This is a genomic window from Mycobacterium sp. ACS4054 (assembly GCF_001667275.1).
GTDB lineage: Bacteria > Actinomycetota > Actinomycetes > Mycobacteriales > Mycobacteriaceae > Mycobacterium.
On record NZ_LZHV01000050.1, the window covers coordinates 62,183 to 85,684 of the forward strand.

General features: G+C 71.3%; 21 protein-coding genes. 8 read left to right on the plus strand and 13 right to left on the minus strand.

The genetic code is table 11. The features are described 5' to 3' along the window. Positions 1-44: 44 nt before the first annotated feature. Together A5730_RS13185 and A5730_RS13190 are read right to left on the minus strand one after the other, a co-directional pair. Positions 45-782 (minus strand): DUF899 domain-containing protein, encoded by a 738-nt coding sequence (locus A5730_RS13185; RefSeq protein WP_067900767.1) that lies wholly within the window; start codon positions 780-782, stop codon positions 45-47. 31 nt (positions 783-813) lie between these two features. Next, positions 814-1,572, minus strand: coding sequence for an SDR family oxidoreductase (locus tag A5730_RS13190; protein ID WP_067900769.1), 759 nt, complete (start codon positions 1,570-1,572; stop codon positions 814-816). 102 nt (positions 1,573-1,674) lie between these two features. Here A5730_RS13190 and A5730_RS13195 point away from each other — a divergent pair, with 102 nt between their 5' ends. Together A5730_RS13195 and A5730_RS13200 are read left to right on the plus strand one after the other, a co-directional pair. Beyond that, positions 1,675-2,673 carry a sigma-70 family RNA polymerase sigma factor gene (locus tag A5730_RS13195; RefSeq protein ID WP_369829879.1) on the plus strand — a complete coding sequence of 333 codons (999 nt, stop codon included), beginning with the start codon at positions 1,675-1,677 and terminating at the stop codon, positions 2,671-2,673. A gap of 159 nt (positions 2,674-2,832) precedes the next feature. Continuing rightward, positions 2,833-7,656, plus strand: a complete 4,824-nt coding sequence (locus tag A5730_RS13200) for a cation-translocating P-type ATPase (protein WP_067900773.1) — start codon at positions 2,833-2,835, stop codon at positions 7,654-7,656. A 14-nt stretch (positions 7,657-7,670) separates the two neighbouring features. On the opposite strand, the gene A5730_RS13205 is transcribed toward A5730_RS13200, so the two are convergent. Both A5730_RS13205 and A5730_RS13210 read right to left on the minus strand, forming a co-directional pair. Continuing rightward, a complete protein-coding gene (locus tag A5730_RS13205) occupies positions 7,671-9,236 on the minus strand; it encodes an AMP-binding protein (protein ID WP_067900774.1) in 1,566 nt (521 codons plus the stop codon). Further along, on the minus strand, positions 9,233-10,141 hold the full coding sequence (locus A5730_RS13210; protein WP_067900777.1) for an SDR family NAD(P)-dependent oxidoreductase: 909 nt from the start codon (positions 10,139-10,141) through the stop codon (positions 9,233-9,235). Before A5730_RS13210 ends, A5730_RS13205 begins: the two co-directional genes overlap by 4 nt. Before the next feature lie 269 nt (positions 10,142-10,410). Between A5730_RS13210 and A5730_RS13215 the strand changes: the two genes are divergently transcribed. Further along, the gene (locus tag A5730_RS13215) at positions 10,411-11,151 is read left to right on the plus strand and encodes a cutinase family protein (protein ID WP_067900779.1); all 741 of its coding nucleotides are present in this window, start codon (positions 10,411-10,413) and stop codon (positions 11,149-11,151) included. Between the two features lie 7 nt (positions 11,152-11,158). Here A5730_RS13215 and A5730_RS13220 read toward each other — a convergent pair whose 3' ends face one another. Both A5730_RS13220 and A5730_RS13225 read right to left on the minus strand, forming a co-directional pair. Then, a complete protein-coding gene (locus A5730_RS13220) occupies positions 11,159-12,520 on the minus strand; it encodes an aldehyde dehydrogenase family protein (protein ID WP_067901111.1) in 1,362 nt (453 codons plus the stop codon). A gap of 35 nt (positions 12,521-12,555) precedes the next feature. Then, positions 12,556-13,650 (minus strand): AMP-binding protein, encoded by a 1,095-nt coding sequence (locus A5730_RS13225; RefSeq protein ID WP_067900782.1) that lies wholly within the window; start codon positions 13,648-13,650, stop codon positions 12,556-12,558. A gap of 168 nt (positions 13,651-13,818) precedes the next feature. On the opposite strand from A5730_RS13225, the gene A5730_RS13230 reads away from it, so the two are divergent. Further along, the gene (locus A5730_RS13230; RefSeq protein WP_067900784.1) at positions 13,819-14,796 is read left to right on the plus strand and encodes an amidohydrolase family protein; all 978 of its coding nucleotides are present in this window, start codon (positions 13,819-13,821) and stop codon (positions 14,794-14,796) included. Here the strand turns inward: A5730_RS13230 and A5730_RS13235 are convergent. Next, positions 14,793-15,713: an oxygenase MpaB family protein gene (locus A5730_RS13235; RefSeq protein WP_067900787.1), complete on the minus strand. Its 921-nt coding sequence runs from the start codon at positions 15,711-15,713 to the stop codon at positions 14,793-14,795. The genes A5730_RS13230 and A5730_RS13235 overlap by 4 nt on opposite strands. A 104-nt stretch (positions 15,714-15,817) precedes the next feature. On the opposite strand from A5730_RS13235, the gene A5730_RS13240 reads away from it, so the two are divergent. From A5730_RS13240 to A5730_RS13250, 3 genes are read left to right on the plus strand one after another with little or no spacing between them, the layout of a single operon-like run. Continuing rightward, on the plus strand, positions 15,818-16,411 hold the full coding sequence (locus tag A5730_RS13240; RefSeq protein ID WP_067900790.1) for a TetR/AcrR family transcriptional regulator: 594 nt from the start codon (positions 15,818-15,820) through the stop codon (positions 16,409-16,411). Positions 16,412-16,452: 41 nt separating this feature from the next. Further along, a complete protein-coding gene (locus tag A5730_RS13245) occupies positions 16,453-17,847 on the plus strand; it encodes an adenylate/guanylate cyclase domain-containing protein (RefSeq protein WP_067900792.1) in 1,395 nt (464 codons plus the stop codon). Positions 17,848-17,904: 57 nt separating this feature from the next. Beyond that, positions 17,905-18,648, plus strand: coding sequence for a methyltransferase domain-containing protein (locus A5730_RS13250; protein WP_067900795.1), 744 nt, complete (start codon positions 17,905-17,907; stop codon positions 18,646-18,648). Between the two features lie 12 nt (positions 18,649-18,660). On the opposite strand, the gene A5730_RS13255 is transcribed toward A5730_RS13250, so the two are convergent. From A5730_RS13255 to A5730_RS13265, 3 genes are all read right to left on the minus strand, one after another. Beyond that, positions 18,661-19,467, minus strand: a complete 807-nt coding sequence (locus A5730_RS13255; RefSeq protein ID WP_067901115.1) for an SDR family oxidoreductase — start codon at positions 19,465-19,467, stop codon at positions 18,661-18,663. A 1-nt stretch (position 19,468) separates the two neighbouring features. Then, on the minus strand, positions 19,469-19,942 hold the full coding sequence (locus A5730_RS13260) for an SRPBCC family protein (RefSeq protein WP_067900797.1): 474 nt from the start codon (positions 19,940-19,942) through the stop codon (positions 19,469-19,471). 249 nt (positions 19,943-20,191) lie between these two features. Then, complete coding sequence (locus A5730_RS13265; protein ID WP_067901118.1) at positions 20,192-20,887, minus strand: SDR family oxidoreductase; 696 nt, start codon at positions 20,885-20,887, stop codon at positions 20,192-20,194. A gap of 85 nt (positions 20,888-20,972) precedes the next feature. Here A5730_RS13265 and A5730_RS13270 point away from each other — a divergent pair, with 85 nt between their 5' ends. Further along, a complete protein-coding gene (locus A5730_RS13270) occupies positions 20,973-21,581 on the plus strand; it encodes a CGNR zinc finger domain-containing protein (RefSeq protein ID WP_231994680.1) in 609 nt (202 codons plus the stop codon). 6 nt (positions 21,582-21,587) lie between these two features. On the opposite strand, the gene A5730_RS24955 is transcribed toward A5730_RS13270, so the two are convergent. From A5730_RS24955 to A5730_RS13280, 3 genes are all read right to left on the minus strand, one after another. After that, positions 21,588-21,746: a hypothetical protein gene (locus A5730_RS24955; protein ID WP_197506251.1), complete on the minus strand. Its 159-nt coding sequence runs from the start codon at positions 21,744-21,746 to the stop codon at positions 21,588-21,590. Positions 21,747-21,878: 132 nt separating this feature from the next. Next, positions 21,879-22,721 carry an SDR family oxidoreductase gene (locus A5730_RS13275; protein ID WP_067900800.1) on the minus strand — a complete coding sequence of 281 codons (843 nt, stop codon included), beginning with the start codon at positions 22,719-22,721 and terminating at the stop codon, positions 21,879-21,881. A 13-nt stretch (positions 22,722-22,734) separates the two neighbouring features. After that, positions 22,735-23,499 carry a DUF2127 domain-containing protein gene (locus A5730_RS13280; protein WP_067900802.1) on the minus strand — a complete coding sequence of 255 codons (765 nt, stop codon included), beginning with the start codon at positions 23,497-23,499 and terminating at the stop codon, positions 22,735-22,737. Positions 23,500-23,502 lie beyond the last annotated feature (3 nt).

Consider the following 23,502-nt stretch of genomic DNA (forward strand, 5'->3'; position numbering starts at 1 on the left):
CGTTGGACGGCTACCGCGCATTCGTGTTTATCGGAAATCGAAATTCAGCCGTCGCGGGCCGGACGCGGGTCGTTGGGATCGTCGGGATCCGGATCGCCGAACCACCGTGACGGCGCGCTCTCGCCGTACGCGTCGTGCCATTCCCACCACTCGTACGGCGCGGTTTGCGGGTACCCGTCCGGGGAGTCCTCCCAGTTCTCCTGGCGCCCGAGGGCGGTCATGTCGAGGTAACTCCAGGTGTTGCCCAACGCCTCGTCGCCGCGGTTGTTGATGAGGTAGGTCCGAAAGACGCGCTCGCCGTCATGGATGAACGCGTTGGTGCCGTGCCATTCGTCGACGTCGAAGTCGGCGTCGAATCCGTCGGTGATCGTGTACCACGGCATCCGCCAACCCATCCGCTCCTTCAGCCGCGCGATCTCCGGCTGGGGCGCCCGCGACACGAACACCAGCGTGGTGTCGCGGGCGTTCAGGTGGGCCAGGTGCCCGACGTGGTCGGCGATCATCGAGCAGCCGCGGCAGGCATGGTCGGGCCAGCCGTCCACGCCCGGCTCGAAGAAGGCCCGGTACACGATGAGCTGACGCCGGCCCGCGAACAGCCCCCGCAGGCTCACCCGGCCCTCGGGCCCGTCGAACGCGTACTGGTTTTCGACGGCCAGCCAGGGCATCCGCCGACGCGCCGCCGCCAGGGCGTCGTGGGCCCGCATCACTTCCTTCTCCCGCACCAGCAGCCGCGCGCGCGCCGCCGCCCAGTCCTGGGCCGAGACAATGGGGGGTGTGTTCATTGGCGTTGTCCTCCTTAACAATTCGGCGTTCTCAGGCGACCGCCGACAGGCCGGCCGAGGTGAGCAGGTACGCGTCCTCGCTGCCGGAGTCGGCGGTGAGGATCGTCAAGATCGATCGGCCCACCTGCTCGGCGGTGAGCGGGGGCCCACCGGCCCGCACGAACGCCTCGACATCGACCCCCTGCCGATCGGCGTAAGCCGCGACGGCCTTGGCGCCGAGATCGGTGGCGGGCGTCAATCGGGGCAGGACCGACACGAAACGGATCCCCAGCCCGCCCCGCTGCGATTCGGCGGCGGCGTAGCCGGTAACGAACCGGACCGCCGCCTTGGCGCCCGCGTAGCCGCCACTGAGCGGCGACCCGGCCAGGGCGGCACCGCTGGACATGACGATCACCGAGCTGCCCGGCGCCAGCGGGCGGCGCAGCGCGTAGCGGGTCCAGTGAAACGCTTGCGCCACATCCACATTCCAGTTCTCACTGAAGGTGTGCCAGCTCTGCTCCTGCAGCGGTGCCATGTGCGGGGCCGCCCCGGCGCTCAGGACCAGGATCCGCGGCCGGTATTCGTCGATGAGCCGGTGCGCCGTCTCGGGATCCGCGGCGTCGGCGACCACTGGGGTGAAGCCGCCGCCCAGCTCGTCGCGCACCTCGTCGAGGCCGGCCCGGCCGCGCGCCAGTCCGACCACCGCCGCACCGGCCGCCGCCAGTGCGCCGGCGATGGCGCGGCCGAATCCGCGGCTGGCCCCGGTCACGATCGCCGGGGCGCCGGACAGGTTCGTCAGGGGCTCGTTCATTGCGTCCTCGCTCTCGGTAGGTAAGGCGTTCACTAATTGAGATGCGGAGCGGCGCGCGAATTCATCGCCGGCGGACCGATGAATTCCCGCGGCCCGCTGTCTCTGTACTCGAGTAGCGTTCGGAGGCAGCCGAGACGAGGAGAAGCCGTGCCGGCGAAAGAGGACTTCATCGCGCAGGCGGCGCCCTTTCGCGCCGAGCTGATCGCCCACTGTTACCGCATGCTCGGGTCGGTGCACGACGCCGAGGACCTGGTCCAGGAGACCTATCTCAACGGCTGGCGCGGTTACGAGGCGTTCGAGGAACGCGCGGCGCTGCGGACGTGGCTGTATCGGATCGCGACGACCGCCTGCCTGCGGGCCCTGCAGAACCGCGCCCGCCGGGTGCTGCCCGCCGGGCTGGGCGACGGAACGACCGACCCGGACGCCGCGCTCGGCGCGGCCGGCACGCACGAGTGGCTGGAGCCCATCCCCGACGCGCTGACGTTCCCCACGCCGGAGGACGACGTCACCGCGCGGCAAAGCCTGCGGCTGGCCGTGATGACGGCCCTGCAAGAGCTCCCCGCCCGGCAGCGGGCGGTGCTCATCCTGCGCGATGTCGTGCAGTTCAGCGCCGGCGAGGTCGCCGAGCTGCTCGAGACCACACCGGCAGCGGTCAACAGCTCGCTGCAGCGGGCGCGGGCCCGCCTCGCCGACCTGTCCCCGGAAGAGGAAGCCCTGTCCGAGCCCGACGACGCCGAGCGCCGCGCGTTGCTCGACCGCTACTGCGCGGCGTTCGAAAACGCGGACATGGCGGCCCTCACCGCGCTGCTGCAGGCGGATGTGAAACTCGAAATGCCTCCGCTCCCTGTGTGGTTCGCCGGCCGTGACCCCGTGCTGCGCTTCCTTGCCGCGCGTGCGTTCGCCAAGGCCGGTGACGTCGCGATGATCCCGACCGCCGCGAACACCCAACCCGCGGTCGCCGAGTACCGCCGCGGCGCGGACGGGAAGTTGCGGGCGCATTCCCTGCACGTCCTCACCACCGGCGCCGACGGGATCGCCACGATCACCGTCTTCCTCGACCCAAGCCTGTTCGGCAAGTTTGGGTTCCCGCCGAGCCGGTAACCTGTCCAAAGGGCAAGCGACTGCATCACCGGTCACCCAAGGAAGGCCCGACCCGCCGGAGTCATCGGTGCCGTCGCGCGGTCCACCGGCGCAAGTGTGGACAGGTCCCCAGCCCCCCAGGATCATTAGGCGCGGTAGTCGTAATCGAAGGGTGACCGAGTGAGGATTCCGGGCGTTGCCAGCGTGGTCGCCGGCGTGACCGACGGAGCCGCGCAGCTGGTGCGGGCCGGGGTGTCCACCGCCGCCGGCGCCGCGGACGCCCTGCAGTCGCTGGCCAGCCCGGTGGCCGAACTGGCGGTCCCGGTCGCCCAGTCGATGGCGCACACGACGGGCCGGGCGATCGGATTGACCGGTTCCGCCAACGGATCCGGACCCAGGGTCACTCCGCCGGTTCGGTGGCAGAGCGGGCGGCGGGTGCATCTGGACCTGGATCCGTTGCTCCCGTTCCCGGGGTGGCACGAGCACGCGCCGGCGGTGGAAGAGCCGGTCCGCCGGATTCCGGGCGTGGCCTCAGCCCACGTCGAGGGCGCACTCGGCCGGTTGGTGGTCGAGTTCGACAACGAAGCCGACATCGACGCCGCCCTGGATCGGGTCCGCGAAACGGTCTGCGGCGTAGCGGCGGACCTGACGTTGGTCGCCCCCAAAGGCACGACCCGGACCGCGCCGTTCGCCGACCCAGGAAATCCGCTGGCGATCCTCGTCCCATTCAGCGCCGCGGCAATGGACGCGGCGGCCATCGGCGCCGCCGTGACCGGTTGGCTGGGCCGGCTTCCCGTCGCGCCGCGCAGCGCCCGCGCCGCCGCGGCGCTGCTCAACCACCAGCCCCGGGTGGTTGCCGTGCTGGAGTCGCGGCTGGGTCGCGTCGGCACCGACATCGCGCTCAGCGCGTCCACCGCGCTGGCCAACGGGCTGACGCAGGCCGTCGGCACGCCGCTGCTGGATTTGGCGCAGCGCAGCCTGCAGGTCTCCGAGGCCACGGCGCACCGCCAGCGGTGGCGCGACCGGGAACCGGAGCTGGCCTCGCCCAAGCGGCCGCAGGCCCCGGTGGTGCCGGTCATCTCGTCGGCCGGGCCCAAATCGCAAGCGCCGCGCCATAATTGGGCGGCCGCCGCCGCGGGAGAGGCCTCGCACGTCGTGGTGGGCGGCGCCATCGACGCCGCGATCGACACCGCGAAGGGGTCGATGGCCGGGCCGGTGGAGGAGTACGCCGACCAGGCCGCCAACGCCTCGCTGGTGGCCGCGGCGGGTGCGCTGCTGGCCGGCGGCGGCACCGAGGACGCGGCCGGCGCGCTGCTGGCCGGCGTGCCCAGGGCGGCGCACGTGGGCCGGCAGGCGTTCGCCGCGGTGCTGGGCCGCGGGCTGGCCAACGCCGGGCAGCTGATCCTCGACCCGGGCGCCCTGCGGCGCCTGGACCGGGTCAAGGTGATCGTCGTCGACGGGGCCGCGCTGCGGGGTGACAACCGGGCCGTGCTGCAGGCGCGCGGGGACGTGCCCGGGTGGGACGAGGACCGCGTCTACGAGGTCGCCGACGCGTTGCTGCACGGCGAGGAGGCCCCCGAGCCGGACCCCGACGAGCTGCCGGCCACCGGCGCCCGCCTGCGGTGGGTCCGCGCGCAAGGGTCGTCCGCGACGCCGGCGCAGGGCCTGGAGCACGCCGACCTCGTGGTCGACGGCGAGCGGGTGGGCAGCGTCGACGTCGGCTGGGAGGTCGACCCGTTCGCCGTCCCGCTGCTGCAGATCGCGAACCGCACCAGCTCCCGAGTGGTGTTGCGGCACGTCGCCGGCACCGAGGACCTGTCCGCCAGCGTCGCCGTGAGCCACCCGCCCGGCACGCCGCTGCTGCAGCTGGTGCGCGACCTGCGCACCGATCGCGGGCCGGTGCTGCTGATCACCGCGCTGCACCGCGACTTCGCGTCCACCGACACGCTGGCCGCGCTGGCCATCGCCGACATCGGCGTCGCGCTGGACGATCCGCAGGCGGCGACCCCGTGGACCGCGGACATCATCACCGGGACGGACCTGGCCGCCGCGGTGCGCATCCTGTCGGCGCTGCCGGTGGCCCGGGAGGCGACCGAGTCGGCGGTACGCCTGGCGAAGGGCGGCAGCACCCTGGCGGGGCTGTTGCTGGTCACCGGCGACCCGCGCACCCTGAGCCCGTTCGCGGTGCAGCGGTGGCTCAACCCGGTCAACGCCGCCGCCGCGGCCGCGTTGATGCAGGGCACCTTCGCGGCCTCGCGGGTGCTCCGGCTGCCCGACCCGACCCCGCAGCCGCTGACCGCTTGGCACGCCCTGGACCCCGAGATCGTCTACTCCCGGCTGGCCAGCCGCACCCGGCCGTTGGCCGTCGAGCCCGGCACCGCGCCGTGGCGGCAGCTCCTCGACGACCTGTCCTACAACCCGGTGGTCGCGCCGCTGCGCGGGCCGGCGGGCCGGGTGGGAAGGCTGCTGACCGCGACGCGGGCCGAGCTCGCCGATCCGCTGACGCCCATCCTGGCGGTCGGGGCGGCGGCCTCGGCGATCGTCGGCAGCAGCGTCGACGCGCTCCTGGTCGCGGGCGTGATGACCGCCAACGCGATCGCCGGCGGCGTGCAGCGGCTGCGCGCCGAGGCCGCGGTCGCCGAGTTGTTCGCCGAGCAGGACCAGTACGCGCGGCGGGTGGTTCTGCCCGCGGTGGCCACGGCCCACCGCCGGCTGGAGGCGGCCCGCACCGTCGAACGGACCGTCTCGGTGAACGCCAAATCGCTGCGCCCCGGCGACATCATCGACCTGGCCGCCCCCGAGGTGGTGCCGGCGGACGCCCGCCTGCTGGTGGCCGAGGACCTGGAAGTCGACGAGTCGTTCCTCACCGGCGAGTCGCTGCCGGTGGACAAGCAGGTCGAACCCGTCGCGGTCGCCGACTCCGACCGCGCCAGCATGCTGTTCGAGGGCAGCACCATCGTCGCCGGGCACGCCCGCGCGATCGTCGTCGCGACCGGGGCGGGAACCGCCGCGCAGCGCGCGATCTCGGCGATCGCCGACGTCGAGTCGGCGGCCGGGGTGCAGGCCCGGCTGCGCGAGTTGACCAGCAAGGTGCTGCCGCTGACCCTGGCCGGTGGCGCGGCGGTGACCGGCCTGGCCCTGCTGCATCAGGGATCGCTGCGCCAGGCGGTCGCCGACGGGGTCGCCATCGCCGTCGCCGCCGTGCCCGAGGGCCTGCCCCTGGTCGCCACCCTGGCCCAGCTGGCGGCCGCCCAGCGGTTGTCGCGGCACGGGGTGCTGGTGCGCACGCCGCGGGCGGTCGAAGCGCTGGGCCGGGTCCAGACGGTGTGCTTCGACAAGACCGGCACGCTGACCGAAAACCGCCTGCGCGTCGTCCACGGCGTCCCGCACGAAAACGGCTCGGACGCGGAGTTCCCCGACGTGAACGACCCGGCCTCCGCGGCCGTGTTGCGGGCCGCCGCGCGCAGCAGCACCCAGCCCCACAACGGCGGCGGCCACGCGCACGCCACCGACGAGGCGATCCTCACGGCCGCGAATTCCGTTGACGCCCAATGGGCCTCGAATTGGACCGTGCTCGCGGAGGTGCCGTTCGAGTCCAGCCGCGGTTACTCCGCCGCGATCGGCGCGACGACCGGCGACGGCGGGCCGATGCTCATGGTCAAGGGCGCCCCCGAAGAGGTCCTGCCGCGCTGCCGCTTCGCCGATTCGGCCGCCGACGCCGACCACGCGGAGGCGTTGGTGATGCGGCTCGCCGAGCAGGGCCTGCGGGTGCTGGCGGTCGCGCGGCGCCGCTGGGAGCTGGGCACCGGTGAGGAGGAAACCGACGCCGACGCCGTCGACGCCGCCGCGCGTGAGCTCGAGCTGATCGGCTTCGTCGGGCTGGCCGACACCGCCCGCCCGTCCGCGCGGCCGCTGATCGAGACGCTGGTGGAGGCCGGCCGGCGGGTGGTGCTGATCACCGGCGACCACCCGATCACCGCGCGCGCGATCGCCCGGCAACTGGGGCTGCCCGCGGACGCGCGCGAGATCACCGGCGCGGAACTCGCCGGCCTCGGGGAGGAGGAGCGCGCGAAGGTCGCCGCCGACGTGCAGGTCTTCGCGCGGGTCAGCCCGGAGCAGAAGGTGCAGATCGTTGCGGCGCTGCAGGCCTCCGGGCAGGCCGTCGCGATGGTGGGCGACGGGGCCAACGACGCCGCCGCCATCCGGATGGCCGACGTCGGCGTCGGCGTCAGCGGTCGCGGCTCCTCCGCAGCGCGCGGGGCGGCCGACATCGTGCTCACCGACGACGACCTCGGCGTGCTGCTCGACGCGCTGGTCGAGGGCCGCGGGATGTGGGGCGGCGTCCGGGACGCGGTCAGCATCCTGGTCGGCGGCAACGTGGGCGAGGTGCTTTTCACCCTGATCGGCACCGCGTTGGGCACCGGCCGCGCGCCGGTAGGCACCCGCCAGCTGCTGCTGGTCAACCTGCTCACCGACATGTTCCCGGCGCTCGCGGTGGCCGTCACCCCGCAATACCCCGAGCCGGAGGGCGCCGAGGACGGGGTGGACCGCGACGCCGAGGAGCTGCATCGCGCCTTCCAGCTGGCGACGCTGTCCGGGCCCTCGCCCTCCCTCGACGCGCCGCTGATGCGCCAGATCGTCACCCGGGGCGCCGTCACGGCCGCCGGCGCCACCGCCGCCTGGGCCATCGGCCGCTGGACGCCGGGCACGCAGCGCCGCACGTCGACGATGGGACTCACCGCGCTGGTGAGCACGCAGCTCGCGCAGACCCTGCTGACGCGGCGCCACAGCCCTCTCGTGTTGGGCACGGCGCTCGGCAGCGCGGGGGTGCTGGTCGCGATCGTGCAGACCCCGGGCGTCAGCCAGTTCTTCGGGTGCACGCCGCTGGGCCCGGTCGCCTGGAGCGGGGTCATCGGCGCCACCGCGGGCGCCACCGTCATCTCGGTGCTGGCGCCCAATTGGCTGGCCAAGCAGGCCGCGGCCCTGGAACCCAAGCGGGACTGAGGCTTTCGCGCCGGCTAGCCCGACAACTCCCTGCGCACGACCTTGCCCGCGGGATTGCGCGGGATGCTGTCGACGACCGTGATGTCCCGGGGCTGCTCGAAGCGGGAGACCCTGCCCTTGAGGTACTCCCGCAATTCTTCCGGGTCGGTGCCGCTGCCGGGCTGCAGCACCACGAACGCGACCAGCCGATGACCGAACTTCTCGTCGGGAACGCCGATGACCGCGTTGTCGGCGATGGCGGGGTGCTGGGACAGCGCGTTCTCGACCGCGCGGGGATAGACGTTCTCGCCGCCGGAGATGATCATGTCGTCCTCGCGGCCGACGATGTACAGCCGGCCCGCGTCGTCGAGGTAGCCCATGTCGCCGGTGCTGGTCATGCCTTCGACGACGTCCTTGGCGCCGCCGCCGGTGTAGCCCTCGCTCGCCAGCTCGCCACCGACGAAGATGCGCCCGGTGACCCGCGGGCCGACCGGCCTGCCGTTCTTGTCGAGGATGCGCACCGGGCAGCCGGCCACCGGCCTCCCGACGGTCTCCGGAGCGTCGCGGAGCTCCGCCGGGGTGGCCAGCGCCCCGATGCCGACCTCGGTGGAACCGTAACCGTTGTAGAGGATGTCGCCGTAGGCGTCCATGAACCGCTGCCCCAGGGTGGGGTCGAGCCGGTCCCCGCTCGACATCACCACCCGCAGATAGGGCACCGGGTTGCGGGCCCGCACCCGCTCGGGCAGGTCGAGGATGCGGGCGAGCACGATCGGCACCGCCGTGAACGCGTCGGCGCGATGCAGTGAGGCCTGCGCGAGCGCGGCTTCGGCGTCGAACTGGCGCTGGGTGAGCACGGTGCCGCCGAGGGCCACGGTGAGCATCAGCATGCCCAGCCCGAGCCCGTGAAACATGGGCATTGCCACCGAGATTCGCGACCCGGTGCGCAGGCCGGTGCGGTCGAGGATGGTGACCCACACGCCGACCGCGGAACGCAGCTGCGGGGAGCGCGGCACCCCCTTGGGTGTTCCGGTGGTGCCGGACGTGAGCAGCACGATCCGGCCGGGCGCGGCCACGTCGGGCCGCGGTCCGCCCTCCTCGGCGGTGACCGTCGCCGGGTCGATCAGAACCACCGATTCGTTTGCGGCGCGGGCGCGTTCGCCGAATTCATCGTCGGCGATCATCGTGGTGATCCCGTGGGCGCTCATCGCGGACGCCAGCGCGTCGCTGCGAAAGTCGGTGTTGACCAGAACCACGTCGGCGCCCGCCAGGGCGACCGCGAAGACCCCGGCGATGAACCCCCGACCGTTGCGGCACATCACGCCCACTGCGTCGCCGGGTCCCACACCGGCGCCGGTCAACCGGCGCGCGAGCGCATCGGTGGCCGAGCGCAGCTGGCGATAGTCCCAGACGCCGTCGTCGTCGACGATCGCGGCGCGGTCGGGCCAGCGCGTCGCGGTCACCGCCAGCAAGGTGTAGGGGTTGGTGCCGCCCCGGCGCGCCTCACCGATCAGCCGCAGGGTGGCCAGCGGCGACGGCGGGCTCAGCAGCCGCGACCGCAGGAGCGCGCGGGCCGCGGTGCCGGCCAGGCCTTCCCCGCTCATCGCCCGGCCTCGCCGGTACCGGAATCCGAGAAGAAGCGGCGGTACCACAGCCGGGCCGCCCGTTCGGCGGGGCCGGCCAGCAGGACCGAGGCCAGCTCGGCCGGCAACATCCACGGGGGTTCGTTGCTGCGGGGCCGCTCGATGACCGCCTTGGCGATCGCGTCGGCGGCCTGGTCGGCCGACAGGCCGGGCAGCCGACCCAACAGGGGTGTGGGCGCGATCATCCGGGTGCGGACCAGGGCGAAGTAGACCGAGGTGACCTCCACGCCGTCGGCGTGCAGTTCCGGCGACACGCTGCGCAGCCACCGGTCGAACGCCCCCTTCGACGCCTGGTAAGCGCCCCACTGCGGCCCCGGCACGACGCGCGCGCCGACGCTGGAAACGTTCACGATGTGCCCGCCGCCGCTTTCGCGCATGGCCGGCAGCAGCCCCAGCAGCAGCCAGATGGGACCGAGGAAGTTGATGTCGATGGTGCGCTGGAAGTCGTGCGGCCGGTCGTACTGGTGATGCAGCGACCGGCGCAACGACTTGCCGGCGTTGCTCACCACGATGTCGAGCGCGCCGTGCTCCTCGGTGATCTCCTTGGTCAGCGCGTTGATGGCCGCCTCGTCGGTGAGGTCGGTCGGGTAGGCGACGGCCCGGCCGCCGGCGGCGTTGATCGACGCCGCGAGGTCGCCCAGCCGGTCCTCGGAGCGGGCCACCGCCAGCACGGTGGCGCCGGCGGCGGCCAGCCTGCGGGCGGTCGCCTCGCCGATTCCGTAGGAGGCGCCGGTCACCAGGGCGGTCTTGCCGCTGACCGCTCGGCGCAGCTTGTCGGGATCCGATACCCGCGCCGGATTGGCCACGTGGTCCGTGACCGCGTTGAGGGCCTGCACTATTGCGTTCAACTCTGCCGCCGCATTCACTCGTGTCGAGGACCGGCGGATGGCTTCACCGTGCGCTCGACTCGTCACAATTAGCAGACCACATCGCGGTCGGTGTGCACACCCCGCCCCGGCGTTCTGCGTCCCGCTCGGGCCGGGCGCCTCGGCGGCGGCCGCCGTAGCCGCGGATGAGGGTCGCGCGCAAGGCTTCTCGGCCCGCGTAATCCGAGTTCGACGGGCTTGTGTGAATTCCCAGTAATTTCCAGGCTTTCTCCCGTTTAGCCGTGGGATCGGATGGGCACAATTGCGGCATGATCGCACGTCAAATAGCTCGTTTCATTACTCCGGCGGTGGCCGCGGCGTCCGCCCTCGGCGCCTCGGCCCTCGCCGGTTCCGTCATCCCCAGCGCCGCCGCCCAATGTCCGGACGTTCAGGTGGTATTCGCCCGCGGCACGGGTGAAGCCCCCGGCGTCGGCCCCACCGGGCAGGCCTTCGTCGACGCCCTGCACTCGCGGGTGGGGTCAAAGTCCTTCGACGTCTACCCCGTCAACTACCCCGCCAGCGACCAGTGGGATACCGGCATCGACGGTGTCAGAGACGCGGGCGCCCATGTCGTTTCGATGGCCCACGAGTGCCCCAACACCAAGATGGTGCTCGGCGGCTACTCCCAGGGCGCGGCCGTGATGGGCTTCGTCACGTCGCCCAGCGTCCCCGACGGCATCGACCCCAACACCGTGCCCAAGCCCCTCGACCCGTCCATCGCGAGCCACGTGTCCTCGGTCGTGCTGTTCGGCATGCCCAACGTCCGCGCGATGAACTTCCTCGGCGAGCCCCCCGTCGTCATCGGACCGACGTTCGCCGACAAGACGATCAAGGTCTGCGCCACCGAAGACCCGGTCTGCTCCGACGGCATGAACTTCTCCGCGCACAACACCTACGCCGACGACGGCGCCACGATCGACAAGGGCGTCGCCTTTGCGTCCAGCCACCTCGACGCGGGCACCAGTGGGGCCGCTTCGGTCGCCAGCGGTAGGGGCAGCTTCGGAAGCTGACCCCCGGCTAGTCCCCGATGACCCCCTTGGTGCGCATCAGGGCGTCCGCCAGGAACCCGTCGTGCGGGATCCCGGGCGCCGCGTGCCAAGTGGGGTGGGGGCCGACGTACACGTTGGCGATGGTCGGCTCGGCGAGCAGCTCGTCGACCAGGCTGTCGTCGCCGGTGATCGCGGTGACGACCAGTGAGTGCCGCAACGGTTCCGGCCCGGCGCTCCGCGACCACGGCGCCACCCACACGCACGGGAAGGGCAGCTCGACGTTGAGCGCGTCCGCCGGTTCGGGCAACAGGTGCACGGCCGGTCGCAGCGCGGCGTGGCCGTCGCCGAGGTCGGCGAGCACCTGATCGGCGCCCAAGAGCGGCGTCGATCCTTCGGCCCGGGCCGCCAGGAAGTCCGCCAGGGCCCGGGCTTGTTCGAGGGGCTGGGTGGGCAGGATCGCGCGCTCGTCGTCGGCGGGAAGGGGCTCGATCGCCGCCAGCCGCCGGGCGATGGCCGCGGCCAGCGGCGCGGGATCGCCTTCGTACAGCACGGCGGTGGTGTTCACACACGCCATGCCCCCGAGGCCGGCGATCGAGTCGACGACGACGTCGATGTGGTCGCGCCAATCGCGGTCGGCGGTGATCAGGATTTTCGCGCGTCCCGGCCCGTTCACGATCACCGCCGGGTCGTCGGCGTACTTGTCGACGACCGGCTGACCCCCGTACACCATGGCGAGGTCGGCCGACCGGATCAGCTCGTCGGCGCCGGCATGGTCGGTGGGCAGGTACACGGCGTCCTCGGGCCGAAAACCCGCCCGCCGCAACGCATGCACCAGCCGGTGCGCGGTCAGCGGCTCGCGGCGGGACGGACGCACCGCCACCCGGTAGCCGAGCGCGAGCGCCTGCGGCCACAGCCCGTGCACACCGGGACCGTTTCCGGCGGCGTGCACCGCGAACACCTCCCCGCGCCGCGCCCATACCGCGCCGCCGCGGCGGGCGCCCTCCTCGCGCCAATCGAGCGCCGCGCCCACCGGCGGGGCCGGGCGGACCGCGTCGAAGGCGGCGCCGACGGCGTCGGCCACCCCGCGCGCCCCGGCGCGGGCGACCGCGACGGGCAGCCCCGAAATCCGGCTGGCGAGGCGGACATAGGCCTCGAAGTCCAGGCTGGCGATCACCCCGTCCGCGAAGATGGCGGCGGCATGCGACAGTGCCGCCGCGCGCCGCGCGATCGGGAGGGGCAACACCTTGCGCTGCGCGGCCAGGGTCCGCGCGACGTACAGCGGGGGCACCAGGCTCAGCTCGGCGACGTCGGCGCCGGCGGTGTTGGTGATGATCTCGCGGCGGCGGGTCCGGTACTCCCCGCCGGGGCCGAGCGCATCGATCGCCACCAAATCGGCTGCGACGCCGCCTCGTTCGCCCGTCATGATCAGTACACGCCTTCGATGACCGGCTCGCCCTCGAAGGTGCTCACCGGCCGCACCGCTGCGACCGAGTCGCTGAGTTCCCCCGCCGGCCCGGGCATGCGGACCGCCAGGTCGCGTTCGATGTTGTTGGGGATGAACATGCCCTTGCTGATGTGGTTCATCACCACCTGGCCGGTCTGACCGTAGGGCACCCGGTCCCCCGTGTCGGGGTCGACCACCCAGAACACCACGTACGGTGTCCGCGGGTCGAAGACGAACGCGTCGTCGTCGGTCGTTCGGGTCACCGCTTGGGAGAGCACCATCGTGCTGCCGAAGGCCATGGTGATCGTGGTGGCCGGGAAGATGCCGCGCAACAGGTCGAGGGTGTCGGCGTCCACGTGCGCGCCGCTGAGCAACAGGTAGCGGATCTTGTCGTTCAGCAGGTCGACCACTCGGTCGTCGCGGGCCATGGCCTCGAGCAACGGCGGGGTGGTGTGCAGGTTCGCGACGTTCTGCGTCCGCAACACGAACACGGCTTGCTCGACGACATGGTCGATGTACGCGGCGACTTCGGACGCCGCGCCGCGGGCGGCGATCTTCTTGACCCAGCGCGGATCGATGTCGATCGCGTGAAAGATTGCGCCGAGCCGCTCGGCGACCAGCCGCGAGAAATAGCCCACCCCATGTGGCCCGCTCGGCATCAGGCACAGGAAGCCACGGCCCCGCTGGAATCCGCCGGCGGCGAAGTCCTCGGTCTGCCAGCGCACCACCTGCTCAACCCAATCCGGAAGCTGCGCAGTGCGTTTCGGGGCGCCGGTGGTGCCACCGGATTCGAATATCTGGGGCACCGGCGGCGGGTAGCCGTAGCCGCGCGGGATGAGGTCCTCCACCGGCGCGTCGCGCAATTCGTTGACGAGGTTGGGAAAAAGTCGCAGATCGGCGAAGCCGCGCACGTCGGCGATCGGGTCGAAGTCCAACGTCGCCGCGGCCCGCAACCAGAATGGGGAACCGGTGTCTTCGCCGAAGTGCCAGGCGATCGCCGCGCGCAGGTAGGCCTCGGGATCCTCGACGGGTCGGGATCGCGGCACGTCCAGCAACGAGAAATCGACAGCGGCCATGCCACCGATCCTCGCCCATCCGCGCGGGCTCGCCAAGCACCGGTACGCCTATTCGCTTACTTCACAGCGAGTTTCAACCGTGTGCACCCCGCGTTCAGCGCACGGCCACTCGCACCGGTGCGCCGGCGCAAATAGACTGTGGTGCCACCCGCGAGAGCAAGGGGACCGATGCGGTACATCGCCCTGGAAGAGGCCTTCTTCATTCCCGAGCTGGCCGAGCTGCGGCCGGCCCATGAGCAGTTGATGCGGTTGCTGCGGCCCGGGATCGGCGAGGAGTACGAGCGCCGGTTGTCCGACTTCACCGAATACCGCCTGCCGGAGATGGACGACGCGGGCATCGACATCCAGGTGTTGTCCCTGACGTCGCCGGGCCTGCAGGTCGACCTCGATGCCGAGCGGGCCCGCGGGGACGCGCGGTTCGCCAACGACTACCTCGCGAAAGTCGTTGCCCAGCATCCCGATCGGTTCCGCGGGTTCGCGGCCCTGCCGATGCAGGACCCCGCCGCCGCCGCGGCGGAGCTGGAGCGCGCCGTCACCCAGGACGGGTTCTGCGGGGGGCTGGTCAACGACTGCATCAGCGGGCCGGGCGGGCGCTATCTGGACGCGCCCGCCTACGACGAACTGTGGTCGGCGGTGGAATCCCTTGGTGTGCCGCTCTATCTACACCCCGGCGCGCCGCCCGCGGATCGCTGGCGGGTCATCGATGGCCGTCCGGAACTTTACGGCGCGACCTGGAGTTGGGCGGCCGAGGTGAGCGGGCACGCGTTGCGGATCCTCTTCGGCGGCGTCTTCGATCGGCATCCCGGCGCGACGCTGATCCTGGGCCACATGGGCGAGTTCCTGCCGTTTCAGCGCAGCCGGCTGGACTCCCGCTATGCGACGGTCGCGACGACCACCACGCTGGCGCGCGCGCCGTCGGCCTATCTCGGCACCAACATCGTCTTCACCAACAGCGGGGTGTTCTCGCCGGCCGTCATGCTGGGAGCGGTGCTGGAGGTGGGGGCCGACGCGTTGATGTTCTCGGTCGACTACCCCTACGAGTCGTCCCGCGAGGCGGTCGACGGGTTCGAGCGGACGACGCTGCCGGCCGCCGACCGGGAAAAGATCGCGCACGGCAACGCCGAACGGCTGCTGCGCATCGGTTAGGCGGCGCGGTTGTGCAGTCGGCGCGGGTCGACGCCCGCCCGTCGCCACGCCTCGACGGCCCACGGCGTGTAGATCGCGCCGACGGGCAGCCGGTTGATCAGCGGGTTGAGCGCGCGGATGGCGGCGGCGAACCGCTGGAAGCGCTTCTCCTTCTTCGCATTCCACTCCAGCTGGCAGACCTCGCGCATCGGCGGCGGCATGGTCCCCACCAAGACCAGGCGGGTGTAGGCGTTGAGCGGGGCGGACAACACCTTCCAAACCGGCTTCGGCAGCCAGCGCGGGCCGGGGATGCCCTTCCGGATGTAACCGGTGCCGTACAAGACGGTCTTGTGCGGGACGAACCGCTCGAGCATCTCGTCCCAATACGCGAGGAACTCGTCGTAGGTCTGCGGTTGGGCGCGGTCGCTGACCCCGTAGAGGCGGTACCAGACCTTGCCCTCGTTGAAGATTCGTTCCTTCTCCGCGTCCGACAGGCGGCGGATGAACGTGTCGGTGTTGTAGATGACCTGGTCGACGAAGCTGGCGTGCGCCCAGTAGAACAGTTCGGGGTTGAGCGCGTGGTACCTCGAGCCGTCGGCGATGGTCCCCTTGATCGTCGTGTGGAAGTCGCGGACCTTGCGTCCCCACTCGCGGGGGGCGTCGGAGTAGACGGTCTTCATCAGCGGCGGCGCGGTCCGCTTGGCCCGCCCCAGCGTGTCACTGAAGACCACCGAGTGGTCGAGCACGCCTTGGGCGAGCTGTTCGATGCAGTTCTCCACACCGGCGGTGCGCTGGAATCCGAAGAACTGGGTGCGGTTGTCCCCGTAGAACTTCCAGATCAACGACTCGGGCCCCAGCCGCTGCACGTCGTCGGGGTCGTCGACGGGCATCGGTACGGCCTCCCGCACGCCGGTGTCGAAGTCCCGCTGCGCTGTCATCCCGACTCCTCGCCCCCCACGCGTACCCAGTTGTGAACCAGAGAAACAAATGCGTATCTTTGTGTCAAATCTGGTGTCGAGATTGCCATGGGGGTCGTCAATCCATGCGGAGCCACAGCCTTGACGGCGACCTCGCCGAAGCCTCCGAGCTCGAGCGCACGATTCTGGACACCGCCCGCACCGTCTTCGAGACCTACGGCGTGCGCCGGGCCAACATCGAAGACGTGGCCGCCCGCGCCGGCGTCAGCCGCAGCACCGTGTACCGGCGCTTCCCCACCAAGGACGTCCTGTTCGGGCATGTCGTGCGGCGGGAGGCCGAGGCGTTCTTCACCACGCTGGACCGGGCCACCGCCGGCTGTGACCCGCAGCAGGCCGTCGTCGAGGCGTTCGCGCTCGGCGTCCGCCTGGTCCACGACTCGCCGCTGTACTCGCGGATCGCCGACAGCGAGCCCGAGTTGCTCGGCATGTTCTCCCGCTCGCAGGCCTTCCCCATCGGCCAGTTCGCCGACGGCATCGCCCACACCCTGCGCCGGTGCGGGTCCGCCATTCCCGACCGCGACCTGGCCAACATCGCCGACATCCTGCTGCGCGTCGCCCTCGGCATCATCGTTTTCCCCACCGACCGGCTCGACACGGCGGATCCCGCGGCCGTCCGGGAGTACGCCGCCCGCTATCTGGTGCCGATCATCCGCCGCTGACCGGTTCCAGCCTGTCGGTGGCCTGCACTAGCCTTGAAGCCGTGGCTGGGAGTTCCGCGGCTCCGCGGACCCGGTACGCCACTTGCGGCGAGATCGACATCGCCTACCAGGTCTTCGGCGATGGTCCGATCGACCTGCTCGTGCTGCCGGGCCCGCTGATCCCGATCGACTGCGTCGACCTCGAGCCGTCGATGTACCGCTTTCATCGCCGGCTCGCCTCGTTCTGCCGGGTGATCCGGTTCGACCAGCGCGGCATCGGCCTGTCGTCGCGGGTCCCGTCCGACATGCTCGGCCCGGAATCGTGGGCGCAGGACGCGATCGCGGTGATGAACGCGGTGGGATGCGAGCGGGCGACGATATTCGCCCCGGGCTTCACCTCGCTGGCCGGGATCGTGCTGGCGGCCGACCATCCCGAGCGGGTGACCAGCCTGGTCATCGCCAACGGCGCGGCCCGCACGCTGCGTGGCCCCGATTACCCGATCGGCGCGGAGCTCACGGACGCGGATCAATTCACGACCGTCGGGATGGAACCGGACGCCGTCGAGCAGGGCTTCGACATGCTGGGCATCATCGCCCCGTCCGTGGCGGGCGACGACGCGTTCCGCGCGTGGTGGGACATGGCCGGCAACCGGGCCGCGTCGCCCAGCATGGCCCGCGCGTTCATCAACAAGGTCAGGGAGGGCGACGTCCGCGACCGGCTGCCCCGCATCGCCGTGCCGACCCTCATCCTGCATCGCGACAACCCCGACTTCAGCCCGGTCGAGCACGCGCACTACCTCGCCGAGCACATCCCCGGCGCGCGCCTCGTCGAGTGCCCCGGCGGGGACACCCTGTACTGGGTCGGCGACACCGCGCCCATGCTCGACGAGATCGAGGAGTTCATCACCGGCGTGCGCGGCGGTTCCGACGCCGAGCGCCTGCTCACCACGATCGTGTTCACCGACATCGTCGGCTCCACCGAGCGGGCCGCGACGCTCGGCGACCACCGCTGGCGCGACCTGCTGGACAACCACGACACCCTGGTGCGCCACGAGTTGCAGCGGTTCGCCGGGCGCGAAGTCAACACGGCCGGAGACGGATTCGTCGCCACGTTCAGCAGCCCGAGCGCCGCGATCGCCTGCGCCGACGCCATCGTCGACGCGGTCCGCGTGCTGGGGATCGAGGTGCGGGTGGGCATCCACGCCGGCGAAGTCGAGGTGCGCGGCAACGACGTCGCCGGCATGGCCGTGCACATCGGCGCGCGGGTCGCCGCGCTCGCCGGCCCCAGCGAAGTGCTGGTGTCCTCCACGCTGCGCGACATCGTCACCGGATCGCGACACCGCTTCGACGACCGCGGCGAGAGCGCGCTCAAGGGCGTGCCCGGCCACTGGCGGCTGTACTCCCTGGTGCGCGAGCACGCGATCGTCAGGGCGGTGACCAGGCGCGGCTCGGCGTAGGCTGCCGGTGGGCCTCGATTCCTGCCCACAGCTTGGCTTTTCGCCGAAGGAGTACGCATGACCGACGTGCACATCTCGCTGCCGCCCGCCCTGCGGCGTGCGCTGGAACTGCTCGCCGAACCACCGGCGGATCCCGACGTGAGCAAGGGTTACCTCGATCTGTTGGGCGCCGAATCCGCCGGTGCCGACGGCGTCGCGAGGAACACCGGGCCGATCCAGGCGGCGTGGGCGTCACCGATCGGGTCGATGCTCTACGACAACGCCCAGGCCCTGTCGCGGCGGCTGATCAGCGCCTGGCAGACCCCGCTCGAGTGGCTGAACATCCCGCCGGGCGGCATCGCGCTGGACGTCGGATCCGGGCCCGGCAACGTGACCGCGTCGCTGGCACGCGCGGCCGGCCCCGACGGGCTGGCCCTGGGCATCGACATCTCCGACCCCATGCTCGCGCGCGCCGTCCGCAACGAAGCGGGGCCACAGGTCGGCTTCATCAAGGCTGACGCACAACGACTTCCGCTGCGCGACGATACGGTCGACGCGGTCATCTCCACGGCCGTGTTGCAACTGATCCCGCACCCCGCGATAGCGCTCGGCGAGATGGCCCGAGTGCTGCGGCCCGGCAGGCTGGCCGTGATGGTGCCCACCGTCGGCCCGGCCGCGCGGCTGTTCCAGAAGCTGCCGAACGTCGGCGCGCACGTCTTCGACGACGACGAGATCGGTGACATCTTGGAAAACCACGGATTCGTCAGCGTACGGGTGAAGAACTACGGCACGGTTCAATGGGTGCGCGGCAAGAAGGGCTGAATCAGGCTGGGCTCATTGGTTTTTCATCGCGGGGTGACCGCGCGTCAGCAGCGGCAGCAGGAGTTCGGGCGGTGTGACCCGGAACAGGGCCGCCGCCACGCGGTTCACCCGACCCGGAACGACGACGGCCTTGCCGGCCGCCAGCCCGTCGATCCCCGCCTGTGCCACCTTGTCGGCGGGCACCCACATCACCCGCGGCAGGGCGGCCTCGGCTTCCTCCTTGGAGAAGCCGGCCGCCTCCCCGAACCCGGTGTCCACTGGCCCCGGGCACAGCGCCGTCGCGCCGACTCCGGTGCCGCGCAGTTCACCGCGCAGGCTGTGCGTGTAGGACAGCACGAACGCCTTGGCGGCGCCGTACGCCGCTTGGCCGGGCAGCGGCCCGAAGCCGGCCACCGACGCCACATTCAGCACGGCGCCTCGACGCCGGTCCACCATGCCCGGCAGGAACCGGCTGCACAGGTCCACGACGGCCGCCACGTCGACCTCGACCAGCTTGACCTCTTGTGCCGGAACGGATTTCGCGACGACCCCGAGGGTGGAGAATCCGGCGTTGTTGACCAGGATGTCGGGGACCAGCCCGAGGGCCGCGATACGGTCGGGCAGGGCGGCTCGTTCCGTTCGGTCGGACAGGTCGGCCGGTAGCGGGTGCGCCCGCTCGCCCAGCCGCCCGGCGAGCGCCTCGAGTCGATCCGCGCTGCGGGCGACCAGCACGACGTGGTGGCCGCGCCGGGCGAGGATTTGAGCGAACTGTTCGCCGATGCCCGACGAAGCGCCGGTGATGATGGCCGCGCGGTCGTCGCCCGGTGGGGGGAGGGCCATGTCAGGCTTGCCCTCCCGCATCGGGGGTTTGCGCGACGACCGCGAGCCGGTCGATGGATTCGCGCAACATGTCCGGCGTCGTCGCGCGAGCGCGCTCCATGCGGGTGGCATCGTTCAGCGCCGTCCAGTCGTAGGTGTGGGTCACCGTGGTGAGTTCGGCGTTCACCGGGCTGAGCTCCCAACGCCAGAGGTGACCGGGCGGTTCCTTCCTGGGTTCCGCGGGGCGCCAAGCGATTTTGCTGCCCTCGACGAATTCCACCACGTGGTTCTCCCGCACGGCGCCGTTGGTCAGCGTCGTCTTGAACACGTCGCCGACCCCACGGACGCGTTGTCCGGGGGCCGACGAGGCCAGGTTGTCGTTGCCGTCCCAGCTGGGCTGGCGAGCGGGATCGGCGATCAGCTCGAAGATCCGGGCGGCGTTGGCCGCGATCACGCGGGTGGCGCTCACGACGCGTTCGGCTTCCATGTCGGACATATCGCTATCCAAACACGTCGACCGGTCGCGGCGCCCCGATGGATTGTGACCTTCGGCCGAAGGGTTGAGGACCTTCGGCCGTCGAAGCGCCGCCGAGTCGGTGCGAACGTGGTGGGTGCCGGATAACCCGGTGGTCTGCCCGAAGTGCAGCAAGCCCATTTTTGGGCGAGGCCATCCGCAAGGGCCTGATTGACCCACCGTCTTAAGACGGGGATCTGCCTTCGGGCAGACCTTCATGCGTCCGGGGGGTCAGGGCATCCGGGGCAGTGCCTCGACCGGTCCGGACAGCGCGGCCTTGACGTAGCGGGTGTCGTCGTCGGCCAACACCTCGGCCTCGTCGCGTTCGATGCCGTCCACGATGGCGCGGGCCACCTCACGCGGGTCGTTCTTGGGCGCGTCGAAGCCGGCGGCCATGTCGGTGTCGGTGAAGCTGAGGTGCGCGGCGACGACCAGGGTGCCCTGCTTCTCGAGTTCGATGCGCAGCGAATTCGTCGTCGACCACAGGGCCGCCTTGGAGTCACCGTAGGCACCGGAGCCGGGCATCCAGGACAGGATCGAGGCGATGTCGACCAGGGCGCCGCCGCCGTTGCGGGCCAGGATCGGCGCGAACGCCTTGGCGACCCGAAGCGCACCGAAGTAGTTCGTCTCGAACACCGCGCGCACGTCCTCGATGTCGCTGTCGAGCAACTTGCGCCCGCTGAGCACGCCCGCGTTGTTGATCACGATCTCGGCGTCCGGCGCCGAAACAGCCAGGGCCGCAACGGACTCCGGCCTCGTCACGTCCAACTCCAGGCTGACCACGCGGGGGTCATCACTGCGCTTCGGCGCCCGCGCCGTCGCGTACACCTTGGCCGCGCCGCGCCGCAAGAACTCGTCCACGATGGCCTTGCCGAGCCCGCGCTGCCCGCCGGTGACCACGACCGTCGACCCGTTGATGTTTACCATGATCCGCACTCCTTGACGTATGTATAGATACTTTGACTCTGTCACCATAGTTGCCGGTGATGACATACTCAAGTATGTTTTAGTTATGTCTATTTCATGGTCTGCGTCACAGCGCTACGGCATAGCCCCCGCGCCGGGCGGCCTGGCCCTGGTGCACGACTTCCTCAACACGAGGGACATCGCGGGATACGGGCCGGACCTGCTCTCCGACCCCACGCTCGCCCGCGACTGGGTGGCGGGCGCGGTGCGCGGCTGGTCGGCCGCGCGCGGCGTGGAGCTGCCACCGCCGGCGCTGGGCGAGACGGACCTGGCCAGGCTGCGCGCGTTGCGGTCCAGGATCGGCGCACTGGTCGCGGGCGAGCCCGCGAGCGCACGCGACGGCGGCCCGGTGCCCGCATCCCTGCGGATATCCGACGCCGGCGAGGTGCGGCTGGACCCCGCCGGCACCGGCTGGCGTTGGCTCGCCTCGGCGCTGTGGGCCGAGATTCTGCTCAGCCAGCACGCCGATACCTGGCGGCGGCTCAAGCAGTGCCACAACCACCGCTGCGCGTCGACGTTCTACGACCGCTCAAAGAACAACAGCGGGGTGTGGCACGACGTCAAGACGTGCGGCAACGCCGCCAATCTGCGCGCCTCGCGGGCGCGTCGTCGGGAACGCGAGCGCGCGACGGGCTCAGCCGCTTCGCCGCGGTAGGCGGCGTCAGCAGCGCTCGGCGCCCCGGCGCATGAGGGTCACGCCGGGGCGGCTTGGTTCGCTGCGCAGCACCACCCGCAACGCGTGACAGGCGCGCGCCTTGATCGGCGCAATCATATCGAGATTGGTCTGGCTCTGGCTGATCCAGGACGGCAGTGTCGCCATGGTTTCGGTCCTTCGTCTGTTCGGCCTGTGCGCCGATCCATTGAATTCCACCGGGGTCGCTTTACGCATCCGCCGCGCCGGGGTTAACGCCACGAAAAGCCGCACTGTGGCGAGGCCCACACCCGACGGGCGTCACGAACGCCTGAAGCGGCGCAGGTAGCCCGGTAACCCGCGCACGGGTAGGGCTTTCGGCCAATCGTCGGCACGGAAATACGCGTCGGTCCCGCCATCGACGAACACGACGCTCCCGCAGAGGAATTCGGCGGAATCGGAGAGCATGAAACACATCCAGTCGGCCATGTGCCGCGCCTCGCCGAAGCCCCCGACCGGTACCGGGAAGGACCGAACGGCCTTGGCCTGCCTCGGATTCGCGAGTTGTTCCTGCAGCAACGGCGTCATGATCGCTCCGGGCGCCAGGGCGTTCAGGCGGACGCCCGAGCCGGCCCACTCCGGCAGCACCGCGTTTCGCCGCACCCACCGGCTGACGGCGATCTTCGACGCCGCGTAGATCATCGTCGGCGCGCCCGGTCCGTACGGCCGCACCGACCGCAGGGCCTTCTCGGCGTCGTGGGCGAGCAACGCCTTGACCGCTCGGCGCGGGACGAGGGGCACGGTCGTCGACGAGTTGCTTGCCACGACAACCACTTTCGCGCGTTCGGCCGCGACCAGCGCCGGCCGCCAGGCGAGCAGCGGCTCGACGACGCCGAAGTAGTTGACCTGGGCGATCTGGCGTACCCGGTCCCGACCGGGGCTGGGCCCCAGGCCGGCGGCCAGCACGGCGCCGTCGAGTTTGCCGCCCGCGGCCGCCAGGACGCCGTCGGCGGCCCCTTGGCGTCCGTGCGGCGTCGACAGGTCGGCGACGATGTCCGCGTCTTTGATGTCGACACCGATCACGGTGTGCCCGTCGGCCCTCAGCCGCCGCGCGGTCTCGTGACCCATCCCGGAAGCCGATCCGGTGACCGCATAGGTGCCCATCGTTCCGTCCTCGTCAGGCGCTCGCCGCGGCCTTCTCGACGTCGAGGAGCTGCTCCCCCCGTCGCTCCTCGTCGTAGGCCGCGCGGCCGCCGCGCAGGCCGAACAGGCGTTTCGAGAACAGCAGGTATACCACGGCTGCCACGTTGATGGCGAAGGTGACCACCCGGGTCATCGTGATGCCCTTGGCGAGGTCGTGGATTTCCAGAGGCAGGAAGACAGAGGTGGCGATCACCGCGAAGTACTCACCCCAGCGCTTGAGCAACCACAGGCCGACGGCTTCGATGACCTCGATCAGCGCGTACCCGGCCAGCATCAAGGTGAGCAGGGCCAGTGTCGACGGCTTGGCCGCCAGCGCCTTCTCCAGCTCATGCACGATCGTCATCTGGTCGACCTTGAACCCGGCCGCGCGGAAGATCGGCAGGTCTCGGTCCAGGGTCGCCTGGATGGCCCCCCGCGCGCCGCGGAACTTCCACACCGCATACGCGGCGAGCGCGATCACCACCGCCCGGAACAGACGTTCCACGGCCAGGGTCCGGATGATGATGGCCTGGCGTAAAGCCTTGCCGCGCATGATCATCGGCGCATCCTCGGCGGCCCCTCGCCCGTGCGGCTCGCCCACGGTGAATTCGCCGCAGCGCAGGCAGCGCCACACCTCGCCGAGTCCGGTGGTGCCGCTCAAGCGGGCGGCGAGGTCCTGTTCCTCGGGCGCATAGGTGGCGTGCCCCGCGATTGCGCAGGTGACCAGCTCCCACCGATTGATGCCCTGACGTTTGCGCATGGC

What these genes read in the sequence shown, in the direction of transcription:
- A5730_RS13185 (WP_067900767.1), bottom strand. Translation starts at nt 782, where the DNA reads ATGAACACACCCCCCATTGTCTCGGCCCAGGACTGGGCGGCGGCGCGC.
- A5730_RS13190 (WP_067900769.1), bottom strand. Translation starts at nt 1,572, where the DNA reads ATGAACGAGCCCCTGACGAACCTGTCCGGCGCCCCGGCGATCGTGACC.
- A5730_RS13205 (WP_067900774.1), bottom strand. Translation starts at nt 9,236, where the DNA reads ATGAGCGGGGAAGGCCTGGCCGGCACCGCGGCCCGCGCGCTCCTGCGG.
- A5730_RS13215 (WP_067900779.1), top strand. Translation starts at nt 10,411, where the DNA reads ATGATCGCACGTCAAATAGCTCGTTTCATTACTCCGGCGGTGGCCGCG.
- A5730_RS13225 (WP_067900782.1), bottom strand. Translation starts at nt 13,650, where the DNA reads ATGGCCGCTGTCGATTTCTCGTTGCTGGACGTGCCGCGATCCCGACCC.
- A5730_RS13230 (WP_067900784.1), top strand. Translation starts at nt 13,819, where the DNA reads ATGCGGTACATCGCCCTGGAAGAGGCCTTCTTCATTCCCGAGCTGGCC.
- A5730_RS13235 (WP_067900787.1), bottom strand. Translation starts at nt 15,713, where the DNA reads ATGACAGCGCAGCGGGACTTCGACACCGGCGTGCGGGAGGCCGTACCG.
- A5730_RS13240 (WP_067900790.1), top strand. Translation starts at nt 15,818, where the DNA reads ATGCGGAGCCACAGCCTTGACGGCGACCTCGCCGAAGCCTCCGAGCTC.
- A5730_RS13250 (WP_067900795.1), top strand. Translation starts at nt 17,905, where the DNA reads ATGACCGACGTGCACATCTCGCTGCCGCCCGCCCTGCGGCGTGCGCTG.
- A5730_RS13255 (WP_067901115.1), bottom strand. Translation starts at nt 19,467, where the DNA reads ATGGCCCTCCCCCCACCGGGCGACGACCGCGCGGCCATCATCACCGGC.
- A5730_RS13260 (WP_067900797.1), bottom strand. Translation starts at nt 19,942, where the DNA reads ATGTCCGACATGGAAGCCGAACGCGTCGTGAGCGCCACCCGCGTGATC.
- A5730_RS13265 (WP_067901118.1), bottom strand. Translation starts at nt 20,887, where the DNA reads ATGGTAAACATCAACGGGTCGACGGTCGTGGTCACCGGCGGGCAGCGC.
- A5730_RS13270 (WP_231994680.1), top strand. Translation starts at nt 20,973, where the DNA reads ATGTCTATTTCATGGTCTGCGTCACAGCGCTACGGCATAGCCCCCGCG.
- A5730_RS24955 (WP_197506251.1), bottom strand. Translation starts at nt 21,746, where the DNA reads ATGGCGACACTGCCGTCCTGGATCAGCCAGAGCCAGACCAATCTCGAT.
- A5730_RS13275 (WP_067900800.1), bottom strand. Translation starts at nt 22,721, where the DNA reads ATGGGCACCTATGCGGTCACCGGATCGGCTTCCGGGATGGGTCACGAG.
- A5730_RS13280 (WP_067900802.1), bottom strand. Translation starts at nt 23,499, where the DNA reads ATGCGCAAACGTCAGGGCATCAATCGGTGGGAGCTGGTCACCTGCGCA.